Here is a 16111-nt window from a genome sequence, read left to right on the forward strand (position 1 = left end):
CGAGACGCCGTTGCCCCTGCCCATGGCGCGCGGCCCACCCACCCACCCGCCGCGCGCCATGGGCAGGGGGCACATATGCCGGGGGGCTGGCCCGGAGGATGGCGAGGCCATGAGTATTTTTGCCAAGAAAGAGCAGGGGTGCGCGCGTGGCGTTGGGAGTGCCGGGGTCAGCGGGTCGTGGCGCGGCGCAGGATCGCGGCGGCGTCGGGGCGGTCGAGCAGGTTCTGCCCGATCTCGAAGTCGAGATGGCTGGCCATGGCGTGGCGCGGCAGGGTTCCGGCCAGTTTCGCGGCCACGCCGTCGGGCAGGGCGGGGCGGGTGCGCGGGTCGATCAGCAGGGTTTCGGCGGCGATGCCTTCGGCGAAGATGATCTGGTGGCGGTCAAAGAGAAGCTGGAAGTAATCGACGAACCCGCCCGCCTGCACCCGGATGCTGTCGCCGTTGACGAGGTGGCGTGCCCGCACGAGGATTTCGGCGCGGCCCGCGCCGATCCGGTCGGAGCGTTGATAGATGAACAGCCGGTGATCGGGCGAGACCAGCAGGTCGTGCTGATTGTGCAGGGTGTCGGCGGTGATCAGGATCGGGGCGAAGTCGCCCACCGCGCGCACCGTGTTCTGGCCGATCCAGCGAATGGCCTGCGGGCCGTCATCGCGGGTAAGCACGCGGTCGCCAACGCGCAGATCCTCGATCGGGCGCTGTTCGCCGGTGGCCAGCGTGATCCGCGTGCCGCGGGCGAAGGAGACGCAGGCGACCTGTGCAAAGCGCGACAGGGCGGTTTCGCGGTCGATGCCAACCAGCAGGTAATCGGTCCTGGGCTGGAGCGTGGCCAGCGGCAGGCCGTAGATCTCGGCGACGTGGCCGTCGGCATCGACCTCGACCAGCACCAGCAGCTCGGTCACGTCGCTGGCGCGGGTCATGAAGGTGAGGCAGGAATCGAGCACCACGGTCGCCCCGGGCCGACCCAGCGGCGAATCCTCGGCGATGGTGAAATGCCCGTTATCGGCGGTATGGAGCGCGAGCCGGGCCGGGGCCGCGCCGGGGGCGAGTTCATAGCTGTCTTCGGGCACCAGTTCATCCGCGAAGCCGAGCCCGTCGCCCATGTTGGCGCCGTTCGTCACCCGCAGCATGGCCGACGGGTAGACGGGCAGGGCATGGGCCGGGCGGTCGCGGTCGGAGCTCATTTCGGGCCTTTTCGTGGTGGTGGTGCCGGACAGGCGAAGCCCTAGGTTAGGATTATGGCGAGATCGGGTCAACGTGTCGGAGATTTGGGGGCCGGGCGTGGATTACTGTCCTGTTGTGCCGTTTTGGCGGCGACGTGGGGATCGGCTGGCATCCCGCGCCGGGTTGCGGTTAAGTCGGGGCCGGAGATGACAACAAGGGAGCGAAAAGATGGATCTGGGAATCGCGGGCAAGAAGGCGGTGGTTTGCGCCTCGTCGAAAGGATTGGGCCGGGGCTGTGCCGAGGCGCTGGCCGGGGCGGGCGTGTCGCTGGTGCTCAATGCGCGCGGCGCGGAGGCGCTCGAGGCGACGGCGGAAGAGATCGCCGCGGCGCATGGCGTCGAGGTTGTGCCGGTGGCGGCCGACATTACCACCGAAGCGGGCCGCGCCAAGGTGCTGGAGGCCGCGGGCGCGGCGGATATCCTTGTCAACAATGCGGGCGGGCCGCCGCCGGGCATGTGGTATGACTGGGAGCGCGAGGATTTCATCAAGGCGCTGGATGCCAACATGCTGGCCCCGATCGCGATGATGAAGGCGCTGTTGCCGGGGATGATGGAACGCGGATGGGGCCGGGTGGTGAATATCACCTCGGTGTCGGTCAAGGCGCCGATCGGGGTGCTGGGCCTGTCGAATTCGGCGCGCGCGGGGCTTACCGGCTATGTCGCGGGCACGGCGCGGCAGGTGGCCGGGTCGGGCGTGACGATCAACAACCTGCTTCCGGGTATTCACGCGACCGACCGCGCCGTGGCGCTGGACGGGAATGCCGCGAAGGCGCAGGGGCTGACCCCCGAGGAGGTGCGCGCGGCGCGCTGTGACACGATTCCCGCCGGGCGCTATGGCACGGCCGACGAGTTCGGCGCGGCCTGTGCGTTCCTGTGTTCGCGGCATTCGGGCTTTATCGTGGGGCAGAATATCCTGCTCGATGGCGGGGCGGCGAACATCTCGATGTAAGGGCACGACCGGGTCTTGCCGCGCCGCGGGGGGCGGCGTAAGGGGAGGCCATGGGACATCCTGTCACATATCGCGAGCATGCCCGTTCGGTGCTGATTCTCGGCCTGCCACTGATTGGCGGCAACGTCGCGCAATACGCGGTGACGTTGACCGATACGCTCATGCTTGGCTGGTACGACGTCGGCGCGCTGGCCGGTAACGTGCTGGGCGGCATGGTGTTTTTCGTGCTGTTCATCTTTGGCGCGGGATTCGCGCTGGCGGTGATGCCGGCGGTGGCCTCGGCCGAGGCCGAGGGCAACACGGTGCAGGTGCGGCGGGTCACACGGATGGGGCTTTGGGCCTCGCTCGGATTCGGGCTGGCGGCGATGCCGATCTTCATCTTTGCCCGGCCCATCCTTGGCATGATGGGGCAGGAGGCGGATGTCGCCGAGCTGGCCGCGCAATACCTCAACATCGCGGGCTGGGGCATCCTGCCGGCGCTGGCGGGGATGGTGCTCAAGAGCTATCTTTCGGCGCGCGAATATACCGGCATCGTGCTGTGGGGGACGGTGGTGGCGGCGCTGGCCAACGTGGTGGTGAATTACGCGCTGATCTTCGGCAATTGGGGCGCGCCGGAACTGGGCATTCGCGGCGCCGCGATTGCCTCGGTCGTGGTGCAGACGGTGCTTCTGGTGGCGCTGATGGGCTATATCCTGATCCGGGCGCCGGAACACACGCTGTTCCGCCGGTTCTGGCGCCCCGACTGGGAGGCGCTGGGGCAGGTGGTGCGCGTGGGGTTGCCGATCGGGCTGACCCTGCTGGCCGAGGTGAGCCTCTTCGCGGCCAGTTCGGTGATGATGGGCTGGCTCGGCAAGGTGCCGCTGGCGGCGCACGGGATCGCGCTCAACATCTCGTCGCTGGTCTTCATGGTGCATCTCGGCTTGTCGAGTGCGGCCACGGTGCGGGTGGGCCGCGCGATCGGGCGGCGCGATTACGAAGGGCTCAGGCGCGGGGCGATTGTCGTGCTGGCCCTGTCGATGGTGGCGGCGCTGATATCGGTGGTGCTGTTCCTGACGGTGCCCGGCCCGATGGTCGGGCTGTTTCTCGACCCCAACGATCCGCAGCGCGAGGCGGTGCTGGCGATCGGGGTCATCCTGATGGCGGCGGCGGCGCTGTTCCAGCTGGTCGATGCGGCGCAGGTCATGGCGCTGGGCCTGTTGCGCGGGGCGCAGGACACCAAGGTGCCGATGCTGATCGCGGTGCTGGCCTATTGGGTCGTGGGCGTGCCGGCGAGCTATGGGCTGGGCTTCGTGCTGGATTTCGGCGGGGTCGGGATCTGGCTCGGCCTTGCGCTCGGTCTGGCGGTGGCGGCGGGCCTCCTGACGTGGCGCTTTTTCGCGGTCTCGATGGCGCGCGCGTTCTGAACGCGCAGCCCGCCCTGCCTGCTCTTTCTTGGGAAAAATACTCACTTGCGCAACGCCGCCGACTGCACAGCGTTGCATTTGCGCGCGCGGCTCAGTCCTTCATCAGCCGGTCGGCCTTCTTGCGCACCAGCACCGTGCGCAGGTCGTGCATCGCCAGCAGGAGCGCATCCGTCACCTCTTCGAGCTGGGCATCGCTGGCGCGGGACTGGGCCCAGTGGGTGGTGAGGTTGAGGTGATCCACCGCGCGGTGGATGTCGTCGATGTCGCGCGCGGCGAGGGTGTCTATCCGCGCCTGCATCCAGTCGCGGATCACCTCAAGGTCGCGTTCCGAGAGGTCGCGGTTGCCATGCGGCTTGATCTCGCCGTTGCGGGTGTTGACGACGGCGATCTGGTCCATCTCGATCCGGCGCTGGCGGTTCTCGGTGTCCACGCGGAACACGAAGGCGCCGTTTTCACGCACCCGGAAGTAATAATCTGGAAGCTCGCCGCTCATATTTCGGTCCTAGATCTTCATGTCAGGGCGGCGCAGAAATCCTGAATCCGCGTGCAGGCTTCCTTCAATGCCTCGTCGGAGGTGGCATAGCTCACCCGGAAGCAGGGCGAGAGGCCGAAGGCCGCGCCGAACACCACCGCGACGCCCTTTTCCTCGAGCAGCGCTTTGGCGAAGATCTCGTCATTGTCGATCTTCACGCCGCCCGCGCTGGTCTTGCCGATGAGACCGGCAATCGAGGGGTAGACGTAAAACGCACCCTCGGGCGTGGGGCAGGTGATGCCGTCGATTTCCGAGAGCATCGAGACCACGAGATCGCGGCGGCGTTTGAAGGTGGCGTTGTTCCGGGCGATGAAATCATGCGGGCCGTTCAATGCCTCGACCGCCGCCCATTGCGAAATGGATGAGGGGTTCGAGGTCGATTGCGACTGGATCTTGCGCATCGCGCCGATCAGTTCCCTGGGACCGGCGGCATAGCCGATGCGCCAGCCGGTCATGGCATAGGCCTTGGACACGCCGTTGCAGGTCAGCGTGCGCTCGTAAAGTCCCGGCTCAACCTCGGCGGGGGTGCAGAACTCGAAATCGTCATAGGCGAGATGCTCATACATGTCGTCGGTCATCACCCAGACATGGGGGTGGCGCATGAGCACGTCGGTGAGGCCCTTCAATTCGGCGCGGCTATAGCCCGCGCCGGTGGGGTTGGAGGGCGAGTTGAAGATGAACCACTTGGTTTTCGGGGTGATCGCGGCTTCGAGCTGATCGGGGGTGAGCTTGAACTCGTTTTCAAGCGTCGCCTCGACCGCCACCGGCACACCACCGGCGAGCAGCACCATGTCGGGGTAGCTCACCCAGTAGGGGGCAGGGATCACCACCTCTTCGCCGGGGTTGAGCGTGGCCATGAGCGCGTTGTAGAGGATCTGCTTGCCGCCGGTGCCGACGCTGACCTGATCGGGAGTGTAATCGAGCCCGTTGTCGCGCTTGAACTTGGCGCAGATCGCCTGTTTCAGCTCGGGGATGCCGTCAACGGCGGTGTATTTGGTCTTGCCCGCTTGAATCGCGGCGATGCCTGCGGCCTTGATATGGTCGGGCGTGTCGAAATCGGGTTCGCCCGCGCCCAGGCCGATCACGTCCTTGCCCTGTGCCTTGAGCTCGGCCGCGAGGTTCGAGACGGCGATGGTGGGCGAAGGTTTGACGCGCGAGAGCGTGTCGGAAAGGAAGGCCATGATGTCGGAACCCCGGTTTGTGTTTCGCTGCCACCTGTCATAAGTTGCCGCAGCATCCCCTTCAAGCGGGAAGAGAAAGGATCCGAGATGAGCGATAATCTGGCCGAGGGCTGGTTCGACCCGGAAACAGCAACCTTTGGCGACCGCGTCGAGGGCGCGCGCGAAGCGGCGGGCATGACGCAGAAACAACTGGCCAAGCGGCTGGGTGTGAAGCTGGCGACGCTTCAGGATTGGGAAAACGATATCAGCGAGCCGCGCGCCAACAAGTTGCAGATGCTGGCCGGGGTTCTCAACGTCTCTCTCACCTGGCTTCTGGACGGCAGCGGCGATGGCATCGACGCACCCGAGGAGGTGCAGCCGATCAATGACGAGCTGGGCCAGGTGCTGGCCGAGTTGCGGGAATTGAAAGCCCGTGCCAACCGCACGGCCAACCGGTTGGGATCGTTGGAGAAACGCCTGCGCGGGTTGGCGCGGGAGGGGCAGCTTGGCTGAGCCGCGCGAGGCGCGATTGAAGCGCATGAAGATGCGCTCGATGCGGCGCGGGATCAAGGAGATGGACCTGATCCTGATGCGTTTTGCCGAGGCCCGGCTCGACGCGATGGACGAGGCCGCGCTCGATGCCTATGACGGGTTGTTGAACGAGAACGACCAGGATCTTTACCAATGGGTGAGCGGACAGGCGGTGCCGCCCGCGCATCTGCGCGGGTTGATCGACGCGATTGCGGCCGAGATCGGCCGGGGTTGAGCGGCATTTTGGTAAAAATGTCTGTATCAAGCGGCGCGCGGCCTGCCGTGATGTGGTCCTGATTTAACGGATTTTTCGGCTTTTTATCTCAATCTCCCTCTCCAGGCGGTTTGGATGGAGACGAGAATGAGTATTCACATGCCGATGACCAAGGGGGCCGGGGCCGGTTTCATGAGTGGCTATCTCGACGCGCTTGCGCTGGTCGAGCGATTGCACCGGTTGCTGCTTGATGTGATCAAGGACGAGTTCGAACGGGTCGGCGTTCTGGACATCAACGCGGTTCAGGGGCTCTTGCTGTTCAACATCGGCGACAACGAGGTGACGGCGGGCGAACTCAAGACCCGGGGCTATTACCAAGGCTCGAACGTGTCCTACAACCTCAAGAAACTGGTCGAGATGGGATATATGCACCATCAGCGCTGCGAGGTTGACCGTCGCTCGGTGCGGGTGCGGCTGACCCAGAAGGGGCGTGACATCCGCGACATGGCGAGCGAGCTTTTCGCGCGCCATGCCGAGGGGTTGACGGCCAAGGGTGTGGTCGACGCGCAGGGGATCGAGGATATCACCCGCGCGCTCAAACGCATCGAGCGTTACTGGACCGACCAGATCCGCTATATCTATTGAGCCGGGCGGCCCGGTTGGCCGCCCCTGTCTTCGTGGCGCGCGTTACCAGTGGCCGGTATTTTCCATGCTGAGCCACGGTTCGGCCGGGGGCAGGGGATCGCCCTGTTGCAAAAGCTCGATCGAGATGTTGTCGGGGCTGCGCACGAAGGCCATGCGCCCGTCGCGCGGCGGGCGGTTGATCACCACGCCGTTGTCCATCAGGTGCTGGCACATGTCGTAGATATTGCCGACCTCGTAGGCGAGATGCCCGAAATGGCGGCTGTCGGAGGGCAGTCCGGTGTCGCCGTCCCAGTTATAGGTCAGTTCGACCGGGCATTCGGGTTGGCCCGGGGGGGCCATGAAGATCAGCGAGAAGCGACCCTCTTCGCTGTCGTAATGGCGGGTCTTTTCAAGGCCCAGAAGCTCGTAAAAGCCGATGGCGGCGTCGAGATCCTTTACCCGGACCATGGTGTGGAGATATTTCACGTGCATGTCGTTCCCCTTTGATGCGTCGCGCGTCAGGATAACGCCCGCATCGGCAGTGTCGAGGGGGTGCGCGCGGATCAGAAGGCCGAGCGCAGCCCGAGGGCGAGGCCCAGGTTCTCGACATCGAAGAGGCCCACGTTCGAGTCGGTGCGGCTCGTGCTGAGGGTGAGGGTGGGGGTGAAGCCGAGATAGTCCATCCTGTCGAACGCCATGGTCATGTCGGCCGACGCCTCGCGGTCGCGGCGCGCACCGGCGCGATAGGGCGTCGCGGGATAGTCGCGGGCGCGCAGCCCGAGGCCGAAGCTCGTCTTGACGCCGAGGATGGGTTGCGGGGGGGCATAGCTCAGCCGCGTTGCGACCTCGGTGAAATCGGCCGAGGCGTGCGACGCGCGGCTGTCGGTCAGTTGCAGGCTGAGCCCCACCTGCCCGCGGTTCGACAGCACCCGCGCATAGCTGGCCTGTGCGCGCACGAGATCGGCATGCGGGGCGGCGGGACCGCGCGTGCGCTCGCCCGTCAGCTTGACATTGAGCCGCGACACCCGCGAGAGCGGCATTGTGTGGCCGACCGAGAGGCGCGCGAAATCGGAATAGGGGCTGCCGCCATACCATGTCTTGCCAAGCGCGGCCGACAGCGTGGTTTCGCGCCGCGTGTCGAGCTGCATGAAGCGTTGCGTGACACCCGCCGAAATCGCGGCAAAGGCGAAATCGCTGCCCCGGGCGGTGGGGGCGATGCGCCGTGCCTCGGACGACAGGCGATAGTCGCGGCGCAGCGCGTTGAACGTGAGATCGGTGGCGCGGCTCGGTGTTTCGGCCACCCGGTAGCGCAGTGCCGCGCCCCCCATGACTTCGAGACCCGAAAGCGCGCGCGCCGCGCCGGTCAGGTTGACATCGGGCAGGCCGAAAATGTCGATGGTGGAATTGGCGCTGCCATTGTTGACGTTGGATTTGGGCGTGATGCCGAAGCGAAGCTGCACCGAGAGCGGGTTGCGTTGCCGCACATAGCGGAAATCGCGCACCGCCGCCTGCCGGAGGCGTTCATTGGGGGCGTGATGCGCGGCGCGGCGCAGCCAGAACTGCGCCCGGGTGCGTTGATCGGATGAGGCCAGCGCCTGTGCCATGGCAAGGGCGGCGGCATGGCGTTCACGGGGCGCGCGCGCGACGGACCATGCGCGGCGGGCGTGGGTTTGCGCCTCGCGGGCTTGGCCGGCATCGCGATGGGCGCGGGCGGCGAGCAGCAACGCCTCGATATCGTGGGGGTCGCGGGCGAGGAGCGCGTCGGTCAGTGCCCGGGCGCGGGCGGTGTCGCCTGCCTCGATCGCGACGATGGTGGCAAGGCGCATGTCCCCGGGGCTGAGTGCCGCGCGCTCATCCGCCCATGCCGTGGGAGACCAGGTCAGGCCAAGCACCAGAGCCAGCCGCAGGATGTGCCGCATGGGTCAGCCCCCCGGGAGCGTCAGCGGGTGGCGATGAAGCCACCGGTTTCGCGCACGGTGACGTTGTCGAAGCGCGGGTCATCGCCTTCGATCACGACCATGCCGACGATCTCGCCGTTCATGGTGGTGTGATCGCCGGACAGGAGCAGGTAGTAATTGCCGGTGTCAAGCTCGTTGCCCTCGGGATCGACGGTAAATGCCCCGGCCGTGGCTTCGCCATTCGCGTCCATGGCGCCCGGCCCGATGCGGAAGGTGATGGTCGGCATGGCGGTGGCCGGTGCCGTACCGGCGGGCAGGTCATCATTGAGGGCGGCGATATAATCGCTGGAGACATCCGCACCGGAAAGGTCGAGAATCTCGCGGTCGAAGATGTAGCCGCGGATTGCGTGTTCGCAGTTCGTGCCGGTGCAGTTGCCTTCGAAGGCGCCGATGTCGATATCAATTTCCGCCCGCGCCCGAACCAGTTCGAGCCCGCCACGCCCCTGGAAATCGCGCAGGCCCGCGTAATCGCCGGAATAGGTGGCCTGGCCTTCCGTGGGGAGCACGACATCGTCCGCTGTCGGATTGTCGGGGTCTTCGTTGCGCTGGTAGATGAACCCGCCGAAGCCGTAATTGGTATAGTTTCCGGTGCGCACGACGGCGAATTCGGTTTGGCCCGAGGGGCTGACGCCATAGACGGCACGATGGGTGAATTCCGCGATCGGTGTCCCGGCCACGTCGTCGGGATGGGTGGCCGGTGCCTCGTAAAGTGCGTGGCTGCGCAGGTTGCCGGGGGTGGCGCGGCTGTATGCGACGCCGTCGGGCTGGCTTCCGTCGAAGGCGAGGCCATCGACAAAGAAGGTGTCGGTGTCGCCGTCATAGGCGATGGAATTGGCGAAGCCGTTGCCATAATTGGAGTCGTTCGAAGCCGTGACCCGCGCCTCGCTGCGGAAGATGCTGCTGTCGGGCGTCGGGTTGGTCGTGCCCGGGGGCAGGGAGCCATCCGAGGCGATCGGGCCGCCGGAGTCGCCGTCCGTATCCCCACCGGTTCCGCCACCGCCGTCGCCGTCACCCGTGTCGTCATCCATGAAGGGGTTCGTGCTGCTGCTGCATGCCACGAGCAAGCACAGCGCCGAAACCGAAAGAAACTGTTTCACCATCCCGATAGCCGCCTTTTTGTCATCTGCCTCGATTGTATTCTTTTATTCCTGATCGCCCCGACCGGGAAATTCCGGGGAGGGGCGCCGGTTTTTCGAAACTGTCGCGTTGGAAACCCGAAAAGTCAATCAAGGCAGGTTCGCGGGGCACGGTTTTCCGCTTTGCGTTGCAATCCCGCCCCGGCTCTCTTGTGGTTCCGCTGTTGGGCATCTCAATATATAGAGGAGGTGAGCGATTCTGACTCGAAGGACCAAGCGGATGACCATGACGCCCGAACAGCAGGCCGAGATCGACGAACAGCGCGCCGCGCCGCGCGAGACGCTGCGCACGGTGAGCGAGGGGATGGAAAAGCACCTTTATTCCGCGATCCCGGTTCTGGATCACGGGTTCGTGCGGGTGATCGACTATATGGGCGACGACGCGGCGATCTGCCAGGCGGCGCGGGTCAGCTATGGCAAGGGCACCAAGAGCGTGCAGAATGACGAGGGGCTCATTCGCTATCTCATGCGGCACTGGCATTCGACGCCGTTCGAGATGTGCGAGGTCAAGCTGCATGTGAAGCTGCCGGTGTTCGTGGCACGGCAGTGGATTCGGCATCGCACAGCGAATGTGAACGAGTATTCGGCGCGCTATTCGATCCTCGACCGCGAGTTCTATATCCCCGCGCGCGAGGCGCTGGCGGCGCAATCCTCGGTCAACAACCAGGGCCGGGGCGAGGGGCTTACGGACGAGGAGGCGGCGCGGGTTCTCGATATCCTCAAGGGCGATGCGGCGCGGTGTTACGATCATTACGAAGAGATGATTTCCGGCGACGGGCAGGCCGGGCTGGCGCGCGAGCTGGCGCGGATGAACCTGCCCGCGAATATCTATACCCAGTGGTATTGGAAGGTGGATTTGCACAACCTCATGCATTTCCTGCGGCTGCGCGCCGATGCCCATGCGCAATACGAGATCCGGGTTTATGCCGACGCGATCTGCCAGGTGGTGGCCGATTGGGTGCCGTTCGCCTGGAAAGCGTTCGAGGATTACCGCATGGGCGCGGTGACCTTCTCGGCGCAGATGGTCGCGTGCCTGCGCCGGATGCTGGCGGGTGAAGAGGTCACGGCGGAGAATTCGGGCATGAGCGCGCGGGAGTGGCGCGAGTTCGAGGCGGCGCTCCGGGGGTGAGGGGCTGCGCACCTCTCCGGCCCAGTCCGATCCCCAAACCCCACATGAGGCCCAAAAGATTTGACCCGCGCGGGAAATCGACCTAGCTTTTTCGCAGTCGATTTCATCACGTCAGCGGGGGGTTGTTTCATGAAAGCGAATTTCATTATCGGGGCGGTTCTGGCCATATGGGCGGTGCCGGCTATGGCGTCGGATGCCTACAAGGGGCCGCCGGTGAAAGGGCCGATGCCGATCTTTGCCTACAAGACGTCCGAGAACCATTGCCCGGCGGGGCTTCGACCGGTTGTCATCGGCGGCGTGATCTGCTGTGGCACGCCGAACCACGCCATGAGCTATCAGCAGGCCATGGCGCATCCGGCGCAGGGGGCCGCGACACGCCTTGCGCGCCGGGTGGCCGATCCCTATTGCGCCGAGGGCATGAAAGGCTGTGTCAGCCGCTGATCCGGTGAAACCGGCACGGATGGGTAGCGGGGCCCCGTGGCCGGGGCCGCGCTGCGGTTCGACGAGATATCGGTCCGGCCCCTTGAGCCCGGGGGTGGGGGCGATTACCTGATGTTGTGGGACTGGTCACAGGAAGGGCAGAACATGCATATTCAGGTCAACACCGACAATCATATCCATGGCGATGATCGCCTGGCAGAGGTGGTCGAAGAGGTTGTGGCCGGCGCGCTCAACCCGGTGGCGAAGCGGATTACGCGGGTCGAGGTGCATATCAAGGATGTGAACGGGCCCAAAGGTGGCGAGGATATTCACGCCATTGTCGAGGCCCGGCCCGAGGGGATGCGGCCCTATGCGGCGCAAGAGCAAGGCACCGATATTCGCGCCACGGTCAAGACCGCGGCGGAGACGCTGCGCCGCAGGCTCGAAAGCGAGTTCGGAAAACGCGACGAGCGGCGCTGAGGCGCGGGGTCAGGCGGGTTTGATATCCCCGGCCATCTGCCGACCGTCGCGACCCTCGACCAGTTCGAAGGTCACTTTCTGATTGTCGGCAAGGCCGGTCAGCCCCGAGCGTTCGACCGCCGAGATATGCACGAACACATCCTTGCCGCCGCCTTCGGGCTCGATAAAGCCGTAACCTTTGGTGGTGTTGAACCATTTCACGGTGCCATTCGGCATGCCGCTTCTCCTTTCGCGTCGTCCTTGGCCGGGCACGGGGCCGGGCCGGTCTTGTCGGGGGCATGGCCTGTGATCCGGCCGGATCGGGCCGGTTCAGGCCCGAGACCAGGCTTCCCCTGAGCGAATGATTGCACCGCTTTTGTAAAAAGCAAGAAAAACGGGGATGAACCGGGATGAAAATCGCGTTAGGTGATCGGGTGATGAATTCGGGGGCAGTGATGCGGATCTATGGATTGAAATCCTGCGATACCTGCCGCAAGGCATTGAAATCGCTTGAGGGCGCGGTTCTGGTCGATATCCGGGCCGACGGGGTGCCGGATGACGTGATGGCGCGTGCGTTGACGCAGTTCGGCGAAAAACTGCTCAATCGGCGTTCGACCACGTGGCGCGGGTTGAGTGAGGCCGAGCGGCAGGGCACGCCCGGCGCGCTGATCGCGGCGCATCCCGCGGTGATGAAACGGCCATTGATCGAGGCGGGCGGGCAGCTCTTCCTCGGATGGGACAAGGATGTGCAGGCCGCGCTTTTGCGTTAGGGTCGGGTCTGCGGGAAATGAGGTGAAGAATGCGCAATGCGGCCTTGATGCTGGGTATCATCGGCGGTCTGATCGCGATGGTGGTCGGATTTTTCTCTTACGGATGGACGGAGGTGACGGCGCGGCATGCCGAACTGACCGAGGTCTTCGGGGCGGTCGAGAATGTCGAGCTGATCCGCGCGGCGAGTTTCGTGGCGCCGGTTCTGGCGATCGCCGGGGGTGCGATGGCCAAGGTTCGTGCGCTTTGGGGCGGGATCTGCATGCTGGTGGCCGGGGGCTTGATGTATTACGCCTTTGGCTTTGGCGTTTTCACCATGTTCCCGATCGGGTTCTGTGTGCTGGGTGGTATCCTGGCGCTGGCGGCGGGACGCCCGGACGAGCCGAAATCGCATTTCTGAGCGGCGATGCCGTCAGTCCGGCATGGGCCTCATCGCGCAGGCGAGAGCACGCGGTCGAGCGAGAGCGGCCCCGCGCCCTTGATGACGAGGGTGACGAGCAGGAAGATCCAGAGCGCGCGCTGATCGAGGATGATGCTGCCGGGTGTGCCGTCGAACCATGCGCCGAGGCTGGACGGTTCGGAGATGACGCCGTGGCCGTAGAGATCGGTCAGGGTCATCACCACCACGAAGCCGATCATGCCGAGTGCTGCGAGGCGGGTGAAAAGCCCGAGCAGGATCAGCGCCGGGAGCAAAAGCTCGCCCCATGTTCCGGCTACGACCACGGCCCAGTGAAACGGGCCGAATTGCGACAGGTCATAGCCCGCGGCCTCTGTCGCGCGGGGGAAGATCTGGGCATAGGCGCCCACGGACGGGGAGAACAGGCCGAACACCCCGTCGCCGAGCTTGGTCAGGGCCGATTTCCAGAAATAGACCAGCAGGATGGCGGCGAAGAGAAAGCGCGCGAGCGTCGGCAGGAGCCAGTCGGCGCGCTCAAGCGCGCCCGCCGCGGTGTGGTGGAGACGGATCAGGGTATTCATGGGGCCATGTCCAGGGTTGCATCTGCGATGGCGTTATCCTGAAGGAGCAGGCCAAGCAGGGTTGAAAGATCGAAATCCGGCGAGGTCTCGGTGGCCCGATCCATGGCGGTGCCGAGTGGCGCGTCGGCGGCTATGGCGGCGAGGAATGCCGCGCCACCGGGCGGCAAGAGCCGGGGGAGCGGGTCATATTCCGGGCGGGTGACGAGCACGTCCTGCGCGTGATGCGGCGGCTGGGGCGCGCCCTCTTCGGTGTTGAATCGCCAGATGCCGTGGATCGGCCATGGCGAGCACAGGAGCCGCGCGGCCGGGGCGAGGCGCAGGTGCAGGCGTGGCAGGTCTTCGGGCGCGGTTCGGGCGAAGATGGCCGGGTCGACCGGGGTGGCGTCGGCGGCGTGGTAGCTGTCGACCAGCGCGCGTTCGAGCCGGGCGGTATCGGGAAGATAGCCCAGTTGCGCCAGTGGTTTGAAGCGCGCGAGATAGTCGGGAAACTCCGCGCCATAGCGCGACAGGACGGGCGATGTGGGCGGATGCGCGCGCAGGTAGGCCCCGGCGACGGTGGCGAAAGCCTGTGGGCCGATCAGCTTGCGGATGACCGGGAAGGTCTGCTCCAGCGCCTCGGTGAGCGAGAGGGTGACATTGTTGCGATAGACCGAGAAGCGCCACCCGGCGGACCCGTTCCGCCCGTCGAGAAGATCGGGGGGCACGGGACGCGCGGGGTCGAGGATCGCCCGGCGAAATTCGCTCTGGCGGCTCATGCGGGCACCTTGGTGAGGGCGGTGGCGGCGCGGGTGGCTTCGCCCGCGAGGGCGGGCCAGTCGGGCACGTCATTGTCCCATTCGATGAGGGTGGCGCGGGGGCCGGAGCGGGCCAGCGTGTAATCGAGCAGCGCCCAGACCGGTTCATCGACCTCGCGCCCGTGGCTGTCGATCAGGAGGGGGCGGCCGTGATCGTCTTCGTCGGTGTCATGCCCGGCAAGGTGAATCTCGCCCACGCGGTCGAGCGGGAAGGCGTCGATATAGCCCTGCGGCGAGAAGCCGAGATTGGTGGCGGAGACGAAGACGTTGTTGACATCGAGCAACAACCCGCAACCGGTGCGCCGCGAAATTTCGGCAAGAAAATCAGTCTCTTCCAACGTGCTTTCGGCGAAGGCGAGATAGGAGGAGGGGTTTTCGAGCAGCATCGGGCGGGCGATGGCCTCTTGCAATTCGTCGATATGATCGGCGACGCGCGTCAGGGTCGCGTCGGTATAGGGCAGCGGCAGCAGGTCGTTGAGAAAGGCTCTGTCATGGGTGGACCACGCGAGATGTTCGGAAAAGCTTGCCGGTTGCAGCCAGTCGCAGAGATGGCGCAGACGGGCGAGGTGGTCGGGGTCGAGCCGCCCCTCGCCGCCGATCGAGAGACCGACACCGTGGACGGAGACCGGGAACCGTTCGGCCAGGTGCCGAAGCTGCGCGATGGGGCGGCCGCCCGCGCCCATGTAGTTCTCGGCATGCACCTCGAGCCAGCGGACCGGCCCGGGATCGGCCATGATCGCGTTGTAATGCTGGGGTTTGTAGCCGACGCCGGGGGCGTGGGGGAGCGTGTTGGCAGGGGTTCGGTCGAGCATCGGGATCACCTTGGGGCAAACGGGACCGGGTGGGGATTGCCCCCACCCGGTGAGGGGTTACGACTGCGGCAGGTCGCGGTCGAGTTCCTCGAGGCTGCCCATGCGGGGCGTGCCGTTGGCCATCTCGGGAAGCTCCATCGTGGTGCAGGTGCCCTTGTCGACGAGGGTCCAGGCGTTGCCCTGGTAGTCGACGGTCGAGGTGCCCGCACAGGTGGTGCCGGCGCCGGCCTTGCAGTCGTTCTGACCGGCGAGCGAAACGCCGAAGCACTTGACCTTTTCCTGCGCCGTGGCCGTGGTGGCGTGCCCGGCGATGGCGGCTGTGACGGCGGTGGCGATGGCCATGGTCTTGATTGTATTGGACATTTTGATCTCCCTTTTGATCGTTTCGCATTCGGATCGCACCATTGCGATGGGGAATTGGTAGCAAGCCGATCGCTTCACTGGCTATTCACGAGCCCGTGCATCACGTGAGCGTCAGAAACCGCGGGGGATGCGTGAGGCGATGTTACCGTGGCGCACTGTTCAAGATATTGAAAAAAGACGAATTTCATGAACGGAACCGAGCGGGCGGGGAAGTTTCCGGCGCTGGAATGTTACAGATTTGGCCCCGTATGCGCAGCTTCGCCGGTGCCTCGCGCCATGCCGCATCGCGGCAGAACGGTGCGGTTAACGCCAGCGGAGCGGGCCGTGAGCGGGGGGTGATCTCCGGCTGTTGCCCGGCTGTTGGGCGTGCACCGCCGCGTTGCGGCATTTGTTAAGGGAAAATTGCGGCCTTATGTATCAAACGCACCATGGCTGCGAGGGCGACAAATGATGTCGCTTGAGGATATTTCGCTCGTTCGCAAGGTAGGGGCAGCATGTGGCTGGCGGGATAGACTAGGGTCAGGATTCATAACCAGTAGATGACGGTTGCAGCGAGTGCGATGGCTGAGAGGAACACCTTGGGACAGCGGTCATAGCGTGTCGCCACGCGTCTCCAATCTTTGAGCCTGCCAAACATGATCTCGATGCGGTTGCGCCGCTT

Annotated in this window: 22 protein-coding genes; 10 read left to right on the top strand and 12 right to left on the bottom strand. The window is 65.3% G+C overall.

Annotated features, from left to right (window positions below; genetic code table 11):
• Positions 1–167: 167 nt before the first annotated feature.
• Complete coding sequence (locus FLO80_RS12290; protein ID WP_111366827.1) at positions 168–1181, bottom strand: Hint domain-containing protein; 1014 nt, start codon at positions 1179–1181, stop codon at positions 168–170.
• Between the two features lie 208 nt (positions 1182–1389).
• Here FLO80_RS12290 and FLO80_RS12295 point away from each other — a divergent pair, with 208 nt between their 5' ends.
• Both FLO80_RS12295 and FLO80_RS12300 read left to right on the top strand, forming a co-directional pair.
• On the top strand, positions 1390–2169 hold the full coding sequence (locus FLO80_RS12295; protein WP_111366829.1) for an SDR family oxidoreductase: 780 nt from the start codon (positions 1390–1392) through the stop codon (positions 2167–2169).
• A gap of 50 nt (positions 2170–2219) precedes the next feature.
• Complete coding sequence (locus FLO80_RS12300; protein WP_111366831.1) at positions 2220–3572, top strand: MATE family efflux transporter; 1353 nt, start codon at positions 2220–2222, stop codon at positions 3570–3572.
• Between the two features lie 91 nt (positions 3573–3663).
• On the opposite strand, the gene FLO80_RS12305 is transcribed toward FLO80_RS12300, so the two are convergent.
• On the bottom strand, positions 3664–4065 hold the full coding sequence (locus FLO80_RS12305) for a hypothetical protein (protein ID WP_111366833.1): 402 nt from the start codon (positions 4063–4065) through the stop codon (positions 3664–3666).
• A 17-nt stretch (positions 4066–4082) separates the two neighbouring features.
• The gene (locus FLO80_RS12310; protein WP_111366835.1) at positions 4083–5285 is read right to left on the bottom strand and encodes a pyridoxal phosphate-dependent aminotransferase; all 1203 of its coding nucleotides are present in this window, start codon (positions 5283–5285) and stop codon (positions 4083–4085) included.
• An 87-nt stretch (positions 5286–5372) separates the two neighbouring features.
• Between FLO80_RS12310 and FLO80_RS12315 the strand changes: the two genes are divergently transcribed.
• The 3 genes from FLO80_RS12315 (at position 5373) to FLO80_RS12325 (ending at position 6654) form a co-directional block, all read left to right on the top strand.
• Positions 5373–5777 carry a helix-turn-helix domain-containing protein gene (locus tag FLO80_RS12315; protein WP_111366837.1) on the top strand — a complete coding sequence of 135 codons (405 nt, stop codon included), beginning with the start codon at positions 5373–5375 and terminating at the stop codon, positions 5775–5777.
• Complete coding sequence (locus FLO80_RS12320) at positions 5770–6030, top strand: succinate dehydrogenase assembly factor 2 (RefSeq protein ID WP_111366839.1); 261 nt, start codon at positions 5770–5772, stop codon at positions 6028–6030. Before FLO80_RS12315 ends, FLO80_RS12320 begins: the two co-directional genes overlap by 8 nt.
• Positions 6031–6156: 126 nt before the next feature.
• The gene (locus FLO80_RS12325) at positions 6157–6654 is read left to right on the top strand and encodes a MarR family winged helix-turn-helix transcriptional regulator (protein ID WP_246156669.1); all 498 of its coding nucleotides are present in this window, start codon (positions 6157–6159) and stop codon (positions 6652–6654) included.
• Between the two features lie 42 nt (positions 6655–6696).
• On the opposite strand, the gene FLO80_RS12330 is transcribed toward FLO80_RS12325, so the two are convergent.
• The 3 genes from FLO80_RS12330 to FLO80_RS12340 form a co-directional block, all read right to left on the bottom strand.
• Positions 6697–7125, bottom strand: a complete 429-nt coding sequence (locus tag FLO80_RS12330) for a VOC family protein (protein ID WP_111366843.1) — start codon at positions 7123–7125, stop codon at positions 6697–6699.
• 71 nt (positions 7126–7196) lie between these two features.
• Positions 7197–8552, bottom strand: a complete 1356-nt coding sequence (locus FLO80_RS12335; RefSeq protein ID WP_111366845.1) for a surface lipoprotein assembly modifier — start codon at positions 8550–8552, stop codon at positions 7197–7199.
• Between the two features lie 20 nt (positions 8553–8572).
• Positions 8573–9619, bottom strand: a complete 1047-nt coding sequence (locus FLO80_RS12340; protein WP_146611045.1) for a hypothetical protein — start codon at positions 9617–9619, stop codon at positions 8573–8575.
• 328 nt (positions 9620–9947) lie between these two features.
• Between FLO80_RS12340 and thyX the strand changes: the two genes are divergently transcribed.
• From thyX to FLO80_RS12355, 3 genes are all read left to right on the top strand, one after another.
• A complete protein-coding gene (gene thyX, locus FLO80_RS12345; protein ID WP_111366849.1) occupies positions 9948–10856 on the top strand; it encodes an FAD-dependent thymidylate synthase in 909 nt (302 codons plus the stop codon).
• A gap of 129 nt (positions 10857–10985) precedes the next feature.
• Positions 10986–11297 carry a hypothetical protein gene (locus tag FLO80_RS12350; protein ID WP_111366851.1) on the top strand — a complete coding sequence of 104 codons (312 nt, stop codon included), beginning with the start codon at positions 10986–10988 and terminating at the stop codon, positions 11295–11297.
• Between the two features lie 36 nt (positions 11298–11333).
• Positions 11334–11756, top strand: coding sequence for an HPF/RaiA family ribosome-associated protein (locus FLO80_RS12355; protein ID WP_246156670.1), 423 nt, complete (start codon positions 11334–11336; stop codon positions 11754–11756).
• A 9-nt stretch (positions 11757–11765) separates the two neighbouring features.
• Here FLO80_RS12355 and FLO80_RS12360 read toward each other — a convergent pair whose 3' ends face one another.
• On the bottom strand, positions 11766–11972 hold the full coding sequence (locus FLO80_RS12360) for a cold-shock protein (RefSeq protein WP_111366853.1): 207 nt from the start codon (positions 11970–11972) through the stop codon (positions 11766–11768).
• A 218-nt stretch (positions 11973–12190) separates the two neighbouring features.
• Here FLO80_RS12360 and FLO80_RS12365 point away from each other — a divergent pair, with 218 nt between their 5' ends.
• Both FLO80_RS12365 and FLO80_RS12370 read left to right on the top strand, forming a co-directional pair.
• A complete protein-coding gene (locus tag FLO80_RS12365) occupies positions 12191–12505 on the top strand; it encodes an arsenate reductase family protein (protein WP_111366909.1) in 315 nt (104 codons plus the stop codon).
• Positions 12506–12534: 29 nt separating this feature from the next.
• Positions 12535–12903, top strand: a complete 369-nt coding sequence (locus FLO80_RS12370; RefSeq protein WP_111366855.1) for a hypothetical protein — start codon at positions 12535–12537, stop codon at positions 12901–12903.
• Positions 12904–12932: 29 nt separating this feature from the next.
• On the opposite strand, the gene FLO80_RS12375 is transcribed toward FLO80_RS12370, so the two are convergent.
• The 5 genes from FLO80_RS12375 to FLO80_RS12395 form a co-directional block, all read right to left on the bottom strand.
• A complete protein-coding gene (locus FLO80_RS12375; protein WP_111366857.1) occupies positions 12933–13481 on the bottom strand; it encodes a DoxX family membrane protein in 549 nt (182 codons plus the stop codon).
• Positions 13478–14236, bottom strand: a complete 759-nt coding sequence (locus FLO80_RS12380; protein ID WP_111366859.1) for an HvfC/BufC N-terminal domain-containing protein — start codon at positions 14234–14236, stop codon at positions 13478–13480. Before FLO80_RS12380 ends, FLO80_RS12375 begins: the two co-directional genes overlap by 4 nt.
• The gene (gene bufB / locus FLO80_RS12385; protein ID WP_111366912.1) at positions 14233–15087 is read right to left on the bottom strand and encodes an MNIO family bufferin maturase; all 855 of its coding nucleotides are present in this window, start codon (positions 15085–15087) and stop codon (positions 14233–14235) included. The genes FLO80_RS12380 and bufB overlap by 4 nt, the downstream gene beginning before the upstream one ends.
• 57 nt (positions 15088–15144) lie before the next feature.
• Positions 15145–15450, bottom strand: a complete 306-nt coding sequence (locus tag FLO80_RS12390; protein WP_111366915.1) for a BufA1 family periplasmic bufferin-type metallophore — start codon at positions 15448–15450, stop codon at positions 15145–15147.
• A gap of 526 nt (positions 15451–15976) precedes the next feature.
• Positions 15977–16111 (bottom strand): transposase (locus FLO80_RS12395; RefSeq protein WP_146193091.1); only part of this gene is annotated, 135 nt, incomplete at its 5' end.

This window comes from Aquicoccus porphyridii (assembly GCF_008369105.1).
Taxonomy (GTDB): Bacteria; Pseudomonadota; Alphaproteobacteria; order Rhodobacterales; family Rhodobacteraceae; genus Aquicoccus; species Aquicoccus porphyridii.

Excerpts from the sequence above, each read along its gene's own strand:
- FLO80_RS12325 (WP_246156669.1), top strand. The coding sequence starts at position 6,157 with ATGAGTATTCACATGCCGATGACCAAGGGGGCCGGGGCCGGTTTCATG.
- FLO80_RS12390 (WP_111366915.1), bottom strand. The coding sequence starts at position 15,450 with ATGTCCAATACAATCAAGACCATGGCCATCGCCACCGCCGTCACAGCC.
- FLO80_RS12290 (WP_111366827.1), bottom strand. The coding sequence starts at position 1,181 with ATGAGCTCCGACCGCGACCGCCCGGCCCATGCCCTGCCCGTCTACCCG.
- FLO80_RS12300 (WP_111366831.1), top strand. The coding sequence starts at position 2,220 with ATGGGACATCCTGTCACATATCGCGAGCATGCCCGTTCGGTGCTGATT.
- FLO80_RS12310 (WP_111366835.1), bottom strand. The coding sequence starts at position 5,285 with ATGGCCTTCCTTTCCGACACGCTCTCGCGCGTCAAACCTTCGCCCACC.
- FLO80_RS12350 (WP_111366851.1), top strand. The coding sequence starts at position 10,986 with ATGAAAGCGAATTTCATTATCGGGGCGGTTCTGGCCATATGGGCGGTG.
- FLO80_RS12305 (WP_111366833.1), bottom strand. The coding sequence starts at position 4,065 with ATGAGCGGCGAGCTTCCAGATTATTACTTCCGGGTGCGTGAAAACGGC.
- thyX (WP_111366849.1), top strand. The coding sequence starts at position 9,948 with ATGACCATGACGCCCGAACAGCAGGCCGAGATCGACGAACAGCGCGCC.
- FLO80_RS12380 (WP_111366859.1), bottom strand. The coding sequence starts at position 14,236 with ATGAGCCGCCAGAGCGAATTTCGCCGGGCGATCCTCGACCCCGCGCGT.
- FLO80_RS12295 (WP_111366829.1), top strand. The coding sequence starts at position 1,390 with ATGGATCTGGGAATCGCGGGCAAGAAGGCGGTGGTTTGCGCCTCGTCG.
- FLO80_RS12330 (WP_111366843.1), bottom strand. The coding sequence starts at position 7,125 with ATGCACGTGAAATATCTCCACACCATGGTCCGGGTAAAGGATCTCGAC.
- FLO80_RS12375 (WP_111366857.1), bottom strand. The coding sequence starts at position 13,481 with ATGAATACCCTGATCCGTCTCCACCACACCGCGGCGGGCGCGCTTGAG.
- FLO80_RS12315 (WP_111366837.1), top strand. The coding sequence starts at position 5,373 with ATGAGCGATAATCTGGCCGAGGGCTGGTTCGACCCGGAAACAGCAACC.
- FLO80_RS12340 (WP_146611045.1), bottom strand. The coding sequence starts at position 9,619 with ATGGATGACGACACGGGTGACGGCGACGGCGGTGGCGGAACCGGTGGG.
- bufB (WP_111366912.1), bottom strand. The coding sequence starts at position 15,087 with ATGCTCGACCGAACCCCTGCCAACACGCTCCCCCACGCCCCCGGCGTC.
- FLO80_RS12365 (WP_111366909.1), top strand. The coding sequence starts at position 12,191 with ATGCGGATCTATGGATTGAAATCCTGCGATACCTGCCGCAAGGCATTG.
- FLO80_RS12335 (WP_111366845.1), bottom strand. The coding sequence starts at position 8,552 with ATGCGGCACATCCTGCGGCTGGCTCTGGTGCTTGGCCTGACCTGGTCT.
- FLO80_RS12360 (WP_111366853.1), bottom strand. The coding sequence starts at position 11,972 with ATGCCGAATGGCACCGTGAAATGGTTCAACACCACCAAAGGTTACGGC.
- FLO80_RS12370 (WP_111366855.1), top strand. The coding sequence starts at position 12,535 with ATGCGCAATGCGGCCTTGATGCTGGGTATCATCGGCGGTCTGATCGCG.